The organism is Niallia sp. Sow4_A1, from assembly GCF_052116745.1.
GTDB classification, from domain to species: Bacteria; Bacillota; Bacilli; order Bacillales; family Cytobacillaceae; genus Niallia; species Niallia hominis.
Window position 1 is genome coordinate 1 of record NZ_JBQKKM010000085.1, and the last position, 10302, is coordinate 10302.

Annotated in this window: 8 protein-coding genes; 7 read left to right on the top strand and 1 reads right to left on the bottom strand. The window is 34.3% G+C overall.

What is annotated here, in order from left to right; genetic code table 11:
- Positions 1 to 328: 328 nt before the first annotated feature.
- The gene (locus ACTQ5K_RS24640) at positions 329 to 1312 is read left to right on the top strand and encodes an aldo/keto reductase (protein WP_251630126.1); all 984 of its coding nucleotides are present in this window, start codon (positions 329 to 331) and stop codon (positions 1310 to 1312) included.
- A 72-nt stretch (positions 1313 to 1384) separates the two neighbouring features.
- Here ACTQ5K_RS24640 and ytvI read toward each other — a convergent pair whose 3' ends face one another.
- Positions 1385 to 2509, bottom strand: coding sequence for a sporulation integral membrane protein YtvI (ytvI, locus tag ACTQ5K_RS24645; protein WP_031534857.1), 1125 nt, complete (start codon positions 2507 to 2509; stop codon positions 1385 to 1387).
- Between the two features lie 193 nt (positions 2510 to 2702).
- Here ytvI and ACTQ5K_RS24650 point away from each other — a divergent pair, with 193 nt between their 5' ends.
- The 6 genes from ACTQ5K_RS24650 (at position 2703) to pnpS (ending at position 10073) form a co-directional block, all read left to right on the top strand.
- Positions 2703 to 3170 carry a DUF441 domain-containing protein gene (locus ACTQ5K_RS24650; protein ID WP_031534855.1) on the top strand — a complete coding sequence of 156 codons (468 nt, stop codon included), beginning with the start codon at positions 2703 to 2705 and terminating at the stop codon, positions 3168 to 3170.
- A gap of 484 nt (positions 3171 to 3654) precedes the next feature.
- Positions 3655 to 4770: a citrate synthase gene (gene citZ / locus ACTQ5K_RS24655; RefSeq protein WP_031534853.1), complete on the top strand. Its 1116-nt coding sequence runs from the start codon at positions 3655 to 3657 to the stop codon at positions 4768 to 4770.
- Between the two features lie 205 nt (positions 4771 to 4975).
- Complete coding sequence (gene icd / locus ACTQ5K_RS24660) at positions 4976 to 6244, top strand: NADP-dependent isocitrate dehydrogenase (RefSeq protein WP_031534851.1); 1269 nt, start codon at positions 4976 to 4978, stop codon at positions 6242 to 6244.
- A gap of 189 nt (positions 6245 to 6433) precedes the next feature.
- Complete coding sequence (mdh, locus tag ACTQ5K_RS24665; RefSeq protein WP_441131280.1) at positions 6434 to 7369, top strand: malate dehydrogenase; 936 nt, start codon at positions 6434 to 6436, stop codon at positions 7367 to 7369.
- Positions 7370 to 7601: 232 nt separating this feature from the next.
- Complete coding sequence (locus tag ACTQ5K_RS24670) at positions 7602 to 8318, top strand: response regulator transcription factor (protein ID WP_031534847.1); 717 nt, start codon at positions 7602 to 7604, stop codon at positions 8316 to 8318.
- Positions 8319 to 10073, top strand: coding sequence for a two-component system histidine kinase PnpS (gene pnpS, locus ACTQ5K_RS24675; RefSeq protein WP_284561256.1), 1755 nt, complete (start codon positions 8319 to 8321; stop codon positions 10071 to 10073).
- The last annotated feature ends 229 nt before the right edge of the window (positions 10074 to 10302 follow it).

The following is a 10302-nucleotide window of genomic DNA, read 5'->3' on the forward strand; positions in this document are numbered from 1 at the left end:
TTTTCTTTATTTTTGCTCATACTACCGCGCTTGCGTTTGGTTGGCGGTCTAACGACCACCAACCAAACCAGAGGGTAAATTATTTTCTACCCACAAACATTTTACTCATACAGAATTTGTTTATAGTCTTTTAAGAAAAATCCAAGAGGATGTATAGAAAGTTAGTTTATTTAATATACAAACTTAGGGTTGGTTGTTATAATTTCTCTAAGAGCACTTATTTTTTAGAAATAGGAGAAGTACTGTATAGCTACCGCTTCCTTTATAATAGAATAAGGCTCAATAAATATTTGCGTAAGTATTCATAGCTAATGGAGGTGCTCACAAATTGAATTACAGAGATTTAGGAAACACAGGACTAAAAATCAGTGAAGTAAGTTTCGGTACATGGGCAATTGGTGGTTCATGGGGAAAGGTTGATGACAGTGAAGCATTAAAATCCTTAGACTTGGCGATTGAAAAAGGGGTAAACTTTTTTGATACAGCTGATGTTTATGGTGAAGGACATAGTGAAGAATTACTTGCAAAGGCAACGAAGGGAAAAGAGGATCAAATTCATATTGCGACTAAATTTTGTCGTGGCGGCGATATTTTTGCAAAGGAAACATACTCTTTGGAAAGTGTTCGCAAATATTGTGAAAATAGCTTAAAACGACTAAATAGAGAAGCAATTGATTTATATCAAATCCATTGTCCGCCAACAGATATTTTAAAAGGTGGTCAAGTATTTGAAGTACTTGATAAATTGCAGCAAGAAGGAAAAATTCGCAACTATGGGGTAAGTGTTGAAACAGTGGAAGAGGGGCTAATATGTTTGCAAAATCCAAATGTAAAAGCTTTACAAGTAATATTTAATATTTTTCGTCAAAAACCACTGGAGGAATTGATTCCTGAAGCCGAGAAAAAGGGTGTCGGAATTCTTGTTCGACTTCCGTTGGCAAGTGGATTACTTACTGGGAAATTCACGAAAGCGCATACTTTCGCTGAAGATGATCATCGAAAGTTTAATGAAAATGGAGAAGCTTTTAATGTAGGGGAAACATTTGCAGGTCTTGGCTTTGCAAAAGGTGTAGAGTTAGTGGATGAACTATCTTGGATTGCAAATGGTCGAGAGTCAATGGCTACAGCTGCATTACGATGGATCTTGGATCAACAAGGGATATCTTGTGTAATCCCTGGATTTAAAAATCGTCAGCAAATTGTTGAAAACTTAAAGGCTTTAGAAGAAAAAACATTTCATACCGAGGAATTACAAACTTTAAGAACTTTTTATGAAGAAAAAGTTAAAAATGCCATTCGAGGGCCTTACTAAATACTAAAGACAAGTTTGCAAAGAAAAAGAGCTGTGAATCATTTGATATTCACGGCTCTTTTTTCAGTTCCCTTATTTTGGTATCTCACTTTCCCCTTTAATAAATCTCCAGATGTCATGAAATACATTTACTCTATGTAAGGTAGTGATAATGACGAGAGAGACTGGACCAATGATCAGGCCAATAAAACCAAAAAGCTTGAAACCAACAAACAAGGAAATTAATGTTGCTAATGGGTCTAACCCAATGTTAGATGAGAGAATTTTTGGCTCCATAATTTGTCGTTGGACAAGCACGATAGTATAAAGCACGGATAACCCAATTGCGAGGACAATTTGCCCTGTGATAATTTCATAAATAATCCAAGGAACAAATATTAATCCTGTACCTAAATAGGGGATAATATCTACTATTCCAGTTAATAGCGCTATCGTAATAGCATAATCTACTCGGAGGATTAATAGGCCGATTAAAATAATAACGGTTGTGATGGAAACAAGTGTTAATTGAGCTTTTAAAAATCCGAACAACGCTTTCTTTAATTCAAAGAATACAGTTTTTCCACTAATTAGCCATTTAGAAGGAAAGAATTTTCCAAACTTTAAAGATAAACGAACCCAGTCTTTACTAATAAAAAATGTTGCCAATAAAGAAAATATTAGGACACTTGCTGCATTAGGAAACCAGGACAAGATAATGGGAATATTAAGGAAAATAGATTGTAAAAAATCTCCCATAACATTGCCAACTTGTTCACCAACTTTATTTATATTTGACATAATGGTATCCTGTTGGCCTGTTTCGAGATTATCAAAGGTTTGCGATATTTTATTATATAATGGGATGATTTGTCCTGCGAATAAATCTTCTATATATCGAATGATGATATCAATATGTTTTGGTACTACCTCTCCTAAATATGCTGTGCCTGCAACTATTTCTGCGATTAATAATGAAAGTAATCCAGCAAAAACAGATAAAATGAGTAGAATGCTTACAATAACCGCAAAAGCTCTTGGTAATTTACACGTAAATTGCAGGAAATTTACGAGTGGATTCATTAGAAAAGCAATAAGAAAGCCTATAATAAAAGGGTAGGTGACTTTGGATAAATAAAAGATGCTTACAAATAATAGGATGGTAGCAATAAGTACTACCATAAATCGAATCGTACGATACAAATAAGTCAAATTCAACGTTAGTCCTCCCATTTTTAGTATAATAAATAGTGGTCACTTTATTTATTAAGAATAAGAATAGAAATATATTCCTTTTGTCATTCATATTTTCTATACTTATGCTTTTTTAATCGGAAATCCTGCTTTTTATTATAAAATAATAAGTCGGATGGAAAATTTCAGCATAATTTTTTTAAAAGGAGAATTATCCATGTTTTTATTTAGCCAACCATATTTATTTTTATATTTGCTTTTGGCAATTGCACTTGTTGCCAAAAACAATTCTTTAATTATTGCCGTTGTTTTTTTGTTAGTATTAAAACTGATTGGAATAGATAATAAGCTTTTTTCTTTGATTCAATCTAAAGGAATTAATTGGGGAGTAACGATTATTACTATTGCTGTTCTTGTACCAATTGCAACAGGAGATATTGGCTTTAAAGATCTATCTGCAACATTTAAATCACCTTATGCTTGGATTGCGCTGATTTCTGGAATTATGGTAGCATTACTAGCAAAAGGCGGAGTAAATTTATTAGCCGATTCTCCTGAGATTACGACAGCGCTGGTTCTTGGGACTATTTTGTCTGTGGCTGTCTTTAATGGGGTAGCAGTAGGACCGTTAATTGGAGCAGGAATAGCTTATGCTGCAATTAAAGTGGTAGAGTGGATAACATAATCCACTCTACCGGCAGACAGTTGATTGGGATTTATGGTATAATTCAAGAATAAAAGAATATAGTGTAAAAGGGAATCAGAAAAAAATTTTTTTACTATATCTACAGTTTTTAAGTATAAAATATGAGACATTTTAACGTTTTTTGTTTATAATGAGTATGTAGTTACAATTATCTCATCTATAAGTACCAAAATCGTTTATTTTTTTATTTGAAAATGTAAGCATTTTCAAATATAGAATACTCACTTTAATGTTTAACGAAAAAACTCCCCCATCTTTTTTAAAATAAATCCGGATTACATTTTTAATTGATTTTTAGGTACATATTCAGTTAATCTAACAAAATAGTGAACATTTACTTTAGAGTGTATTCCATTGCTTTGGTTTTACAGATTTTAACAATATTGGTAACTACGATAGATACAATATGGGAGTTTGAAAGATTTGTACTACTAAAAAGAAAAAGTGTGAAGGAGAGATATGTATGGCTGTTACAAAAGGGCTTGAGGGGATTATTGCTACAACATCTTCTATCAGTTCCATTATAGATGATTCACTCGCTTATGTTGGTTATGATATTGATGTGTTAGCAGAGAATTCCAGTTTTGAAGAAGTTGTATATTTATTATGGCATCAAAAGCTACCAAATGATAGCGAATTGGCAGAACTAAAACAAGAATTAGCAGATAATGCTGAATTACCTATCTCTTTGATTGAACAAATGAAACTAATCCCGTTAGATAAGGTACACCCAATGGCTGTACTTCGCTCAAGTGTATCTTTATTAGGAGCTTATGATGAAAGCGCAGATAGCATGGATTCTGAATCAAACTATTTCAAGGCTGTAAGGCTTCAAGCGAAAATTCCAACTATCGTAACAGCTTTTTCAAGGTTAAGGAAAGGGCTTGATCCAATTTCTCCAAGAAAGGATTTAGGATTTGCCGCTAATTTCCTTTATATGCTAACTGGAAAGGAACCTGAAGCAATTGCGATAGAGGCTTTTAATAAAGCACTTGTTCTTCATGCAGATCATGAGTTAAATGCCTCAACTTTTACAGCTAGAGTATGTGTCGCTACTTTATCGGATGTATACTCAGGGGTTACGTCGGCAATTGGTGCGTTAAAAGGGCCACTTCATGGTGGGGCGAACGAAGCTGTTATGAAGATGTTGAAAGAAATCGGAAGTATCGAAAATGTAGAGCCATATATTAGAGAAAAGATGGCGAAAAAAGAAAAGATAATGGGATTTGGTCATCGTGTATATCGAAAGGGCGATCCTCGTGCGAAGCATTTAAAGGAAATGGCAAGAAAATTAACGCAGTTAACAGGGGAGCCTCAACTATATGATATGAGTATTAAAATTGAGAGCCTGTTAAAAGAAGAAAAAAATCTAGTGCCAAATGTAGACTTCTTTTCTGCATCTGTTTATCATAGTTTAGGTATTGACCATGATTTATTTACGCCAATTTTTGCTGTAAGCAGGGTTTCAGGTTGGCTTGCTCACATTCTTGAGCAGTATGAGAATAATCGTCTTATTAGACCAAGAGCAGATTATGTTGGTCCTGAACGCTTAGAATATGTACCAGTTCATCAACGTTAAAAAGGATATAATTCCCCATAGAGTAAAAGGATGATATATACTTAGTGTTGTAGAGTTTAATAAAAGGATTAACGTTTACTTAATTTTATTCGTCAGAATAGTAAATATAATCAGCTTTTATAAGCTTGTTATAATAAATTATTTCATTCTTTTTCCAATTGATTGCATTGGAAAAGGAAACTATTTTTTACGGAGGGATAGAAGCATGCAAGGAGAAAAAATTACAGTAGTAGATGGAGTATTAAATGTACCAGCAAATCCAATTGTTCCTTATATTGAAGGAGATGGAATTGGCCCAGATATTTGGGCAGCGTCATCAAGAGTAATAGATGCTGCTGTTGAAAAAGCATACAATGGAGAAAAGAAAATTGTTTGGAAAGAAGTGTTAGCTGGGGAAAAAGCATTTAATGAAACTGGAGAATGGTTACCTTCTGAAACATTAGATGTTATTAAAGAATATTTAATTGCTATTAAAGGACCATTAACTACACCAGTTGGCGGAGGTATTCGTTCTTTAAACGTTGCTCTACGCCAAGAATTAGATCTTTTTGTTTGTTTACGCCCAGTAAGATGGTTTGAAGGCGTACCATCTCCAGTAAAAAGACCTCAAGATACAGATATGGTTATCTTCCGTGAAAATACAGAAGATATTTATGCTGGAATTGAGTATGAAAAAGGTTCTGAGGCTGTTTCTAAATTAATTAACTTTTTACAACAAGAAATGGGAGTTAATAAAATTAGATTTCCTGAAACATCTGGAATTGGAATTAAACCAGTTTCTGAAGAAGGAACAAGCCGTTTAGTAAGAGCTGCGATTAATTATGCGATTAAAGAAGGTCGTAAATCTGTAACTCTAGTACATAAAGGTAATATTATGAAATATACAGAAGGTGCATTTAAAAACTGGGGTTATGAGTTAGCAGAAAAAGAATTTGGGGAAAAAGTATTTACTTGGGCTCAATATGATCGTATCAAAGAAGAGCAAGGATCTGATGCTGCTAATAAAGCACAGGCAGAGGCAGAAGCAGCAGGAAAGATTATTATCAAAGATTCTATTGCAGATATCTTCCTTCAACAAATTCTTACTCGTCCAAAAGAGTTTGATGTAGTGGCGACAATGAACCTAAATGGGGATTATATCTCTGATGCATTAGCGGCACAGGTTGGTGGAATCGGTATTGCACCTGGTGCAAATATAAATTATGAAACAGGCCATGCAATTTTTGAAGCAACACATGGAACTGCTCCAAAATATGCTGGTTTAGATAAAGTAAATCCATCTTCTGTTATTCTCTCAGGGGTTCTAATGCTTGAACATTTAGGATGGACAGAAGCAGCACAATTAGTAATTCAATCTGTGGAAAATACAATTGCTTCTAAAGTTGTTACCTATGACTTTGCTCGTTTGATGGAGGGCGCAACGGAAGTGAAATGCTCAGAATTCGGTGATGAATTAATTAAGAACATGGGTTAATAACAAATAGAAGAAGAGATAGTCTCATCTCTTCTTCCTTTTTGTCTAAAATAGCAGTTTGGTGTATTGGATTAGAATGGGATAAGCTAATATGAAATAGTGTTACTAGATTTGAGTAAAAGGGGACTCTGCCTAGTAAATTGCCTATTAGTGGCTCATGCATTCTTGGTCTAATAAGGGGGATATTATATGGTTAAGCGCAAGAAAATTTCAATCATTGGTGGTGGATTTACGGGATCCACAACAGCATTTCTACTTGCTCAAAAAGAGCTTGGAGATATTGTTTTATTAGATGTTCCGCGAAATGAAAATGCAACTAAAGGTAAAGCCTTAGATATGTTTGAAGCGAGTCCTGTACAAGGGTTTGATGCAAATATTATTGGAACATCCGATTATAAGGATACTGCAGATTCTGATATTGTCATTATTACAGCTGGTATGGCAAGAAAACCAGGTATGAGTAGAGATGATCTTGTACAGACAAATCAATCCATTATGATATCAGTAACGAGGGAAATAGTGAAATATTCCCCTAATTGTATCATTATTGTACTTACGAATCCTGTTGATGCAATGACTTATACAGTCTATAAGGAATCAGGTTTTCCGAAAAATAGGGTTATTGGTCAGTCAGGTGTCTTAGATACCGCTCGTTTTCGAAGCTTTGTTGCGATGGAGCTAAACCTTTCTGTTAAAGATATTACAGGAATTGTATTAGGAGGACACGGAGATGATATGGTTCCGCTTATACGCTATTCGTATGCAGGTGGAATCCCGTTAGAATCGCTCATTCCGAAGCATAGATTGGAAGAGATTATTGAAAGAACAAGAAATGGTGGTGCCGAAATCGTAAATCTACTTGGGAATGGAAGCGCTTATTATGCTCCGGCGGCTTCATTAGTGGATATGTGTGAGGCAATTATGAAAAGTCAAAGACGAGTTCTTCCAACCATTGCTTATTTAGAAGGAGAGTACGGGTATAACGATCTTTATCTAGGTGTCCCTACGATTTTGGGCGGTAATGGAATCGAACAAATTATAGAACTTGATTTAACAGAAGATGAAAAAGCAGCATTAGAAAAATCTGTTCATTCCGTTCGTCATGTAATGACAGTATTAAATTGAATAAATGAGAAAAATCGGTCGAACATAAAAGTTAGCCGATTTTTTTATGGAATTAATTAAGTTACAAGCCTAGTTTTTCTAATAGTATCATTGTTATAGCCTGCGCGTTTAAATCAATACTTCCTTTTGGAAATAGTAACGAAATGTTTTTTCCATTTTCGCTACACAATATATTATAATGTAAATAGGTATAAGGGGACTTAAGGGGAATTAACATATTTGGAGGCTGTATATGAAGAAAAAGGTATTAGTTGTAGATGATGAACAATCTATCGTAACTTTACTAAAGTATAATTTGCAACAGGCGGGGTATGATGTATTGACTGCCATGGACGGAGAAGAAGGATTGAATCTAGCTTTAACTGCTAATCCAGATGTCATCCTACTTGATTTAATGTTGCCAAAAAAAGATGGGATGGATGTTTGTAAAGAACTACGCCAACAGAAAGTGTTAACTCCTATATTAATGTTAACAGCAAAAGATGATGAGTTCGATAAAGTATTAGGACTTGAGCTTGGTGCAGATGATTATATGACCAAACCTTTTAGTCCGAGAGAGGTTATCGCCCGTATAAAAGCTGTTTTAAGAAGAACTCAGATGCAAGTGCCAACATCATCTAATGAAGTAAACACAGATGAGGATGAAGGTATTAAAATTGCAGAGTTGAAAGTCCTTCCTAATTATTATGAAGCCTATTTTAAAGGGGAATTATTAGAATTAACGCCTAAAGAATTTGAGCTATTATTATATCTTGTAAAAAACAAAGGCAGAGTTTTAACAAGAGACCAGCTGTTAAGTGCAGTTTGGAACTATGACTTTGTAGGCGATACAAGAATTGTAGATGTACATATTAGTCATTTACGAGAGAAAATTGAAGAAAATACAAAAAAACCTATATATATTAAAACAATTCGTGGTTTAGGCTATAAATTAGAGGAACCAAAGTAAATGAAGAGTTTTAAATCCCGATTAATGGCTAGTGTTTTATTTACTATTTTTATCGTGTTTTTATTTGTTGCTATTTTTATTGAGTCTTATAATAAGAAAACCTTTATGGATTCTTTTGATCACCGCCTAGAAAGAGAAGCTACATTAATAGCAAATCAAATAATGAATAACGGTAGGATTTTAAAAGTTAATAATGATTTAATAATCGAATATAGCGAAGCATTAGAGTTACAGATTACGATTATTAATGAATCTGGCGAGATATTGTTCAATGTGGGAGAGCTGCAGACAGATGAAGAATATGAAAATCAAATGCAGGCTTTGTTATTAAATGAAAAAGTAAATGCCGTTGCGATTGATGGTAACCCTAACTTTCATTTTTACCAACTGGAGCTTTCTGATGAAGAAGGCGGCCAAGGTTATTTGCTAATAGGGGCAAAAGTAGACGAGATAGAAAATGCATACCAACATATCAATTGGATTATTTTTTCTTCGTTTGTATTTTCATTCATAGTAATTTATCTAGTTGGTTATAAATTAATTTATCGTTACACAAGGCCAATTGAGTCGGCTACCAAAGTTGCTGTTGATTTGGCAAATGGCAATTATCATGCTAGAACATATGAAGATCGAGTAGATGAGACAGGGATTCTTAGTTCTTCTCTTAATAAGGTTGCCAAAGATATGCAAGAAATGGTAAAAGCACAAGAAATACAAGAAGATCGTTTAGGTACTTTGATTGAGAGTATTAGTAGTGGCCTTCTTTTAATAGATAGCAGAGGGTATATTAATTTAATCAATAAATCCTATAAAGATATTTTCTCTGTTCGTTCAGCTGACTATCTTTATAAACAATATTATAAAGTTATTCCATATAGACAAGTTACAGATCTTGCGGAAGAAATTTTTATGACAGAACATAAAGTTATTCGAGACATGACACTTGAAATTAAAAATGAGAAAAAGAGCTTTCAGGTTTATGGAGTTCCCATTATTGGGACAAATGATAGGTGGATGGGGATTTTGCTCGTTTTTAATGATATTACGGAGTTGAAGAAGCTAGAACAAGTTCGGAAAGACTTTGTAGCCAATGTTTCACACGAGTTAAAAACGCCTATTACTTCTATTAAGGGATTTTCTGAAACACTTCTTGATGGGGCGATGGAAGATAAAGAGACGCTGGAAGAATTTTTGCGAATTATTTTAAAAGAGAGCCATCGATTACAGACTTTAATTCAAGATCTTCTAGATTTATCAAAATTAGAACAACATCACTTCTCTTTAAATAAAGACGAGTTTAATTTGGTGGAAATTTTAAATAAGGCAACAAAAATGCTAGAAGGTCGAGCAGAGGCGAAAAATATAAAACTGAAATTTCCTCAATCAAATGAAATTATCCAGATTCAAGGAGATAGAAGTCGGTTAACTCAAGTCTTTTTAAATTTAATCACAAATGCTGTGATTTATACTCCAAACGATGGCGAAATCAACGTCTATGTTGTGGAAAAGAAAAAGAAAATTGAAGTTAGAATTCAAGATACAGGAATTGGAATCGATTCGGCAGAAATTCCAAGAATATTTGAGCGCTTTTATCGCGTAGATAAAGCAAGAAGTAGAAATTCTGGCGGAACAGGGCTAGGTCTTGCAATTGTTAAGCATTTAGTTGAATTACATAGAGGAACGATTCATGTGGAAAGTGAAATGGGTGTAGGAACTACCTTCACGGTTATTTTGCACAAGGAATTTCCATTTTAAGGACAGGGGATACTGACATCGGTATCCTCTTTTTTCTAAATCTAGCACATTTTCCTATGGTATCAGCGCCAGTTCACACGGCGCTAAACGGTGCCTTCCGCTTTTCACTGTCTAGCTTCAGTGCCTATCGGTTAGCAAACTTCCGACTATCTCCCTACGATAAGTCAACATCGACTCACTGCCGTTCCTCGTGTTTCCTTTATCTCAGTCGAGAGTCTCCAGTTTGTAC

Coding starts and splice junctions, on each gene's coding strand:
- citZ (WP_031534853.1), top strand. CDS start 3,655: ATGGCTGTTACAAAAGGGCTTGAGGGGATTATTGCTACAACATCTTCT.
- ACTQ5K_RS24670 (WP_031534847.1), top strand. CDS start 7,602: ATGAAGAAAAAGGTATTAGTTGTAGATGATGAACAATCTATCGTAACT.
- ACTQ5K_RS24650 (WP_031534855.1), top strand. CDS start 2,703: ATGTTTTTATTTAGCCAACCATATTTATTTTTATATTTGCTTTTGGCA.
- mdh (WP_441131280.1), top strand. CDS start 6,434: ATGGTTAAGCGCAAGAAAATTTCAATCATTGGTGGTGGATTTACGGGA.
- icd (WP_031534851.1), top strand. CDS start 4,976: ATGCAAGGAGAAAAAATTACAGTAGTAGATGGAGTATTAAATGTACCA.
- pnpS (WP_284561256.1), top strand. CDS start 8,319: ATGAAGAGTTTTAAATCCCGATTAATGGCTAGTGTTTTATTTACTATT.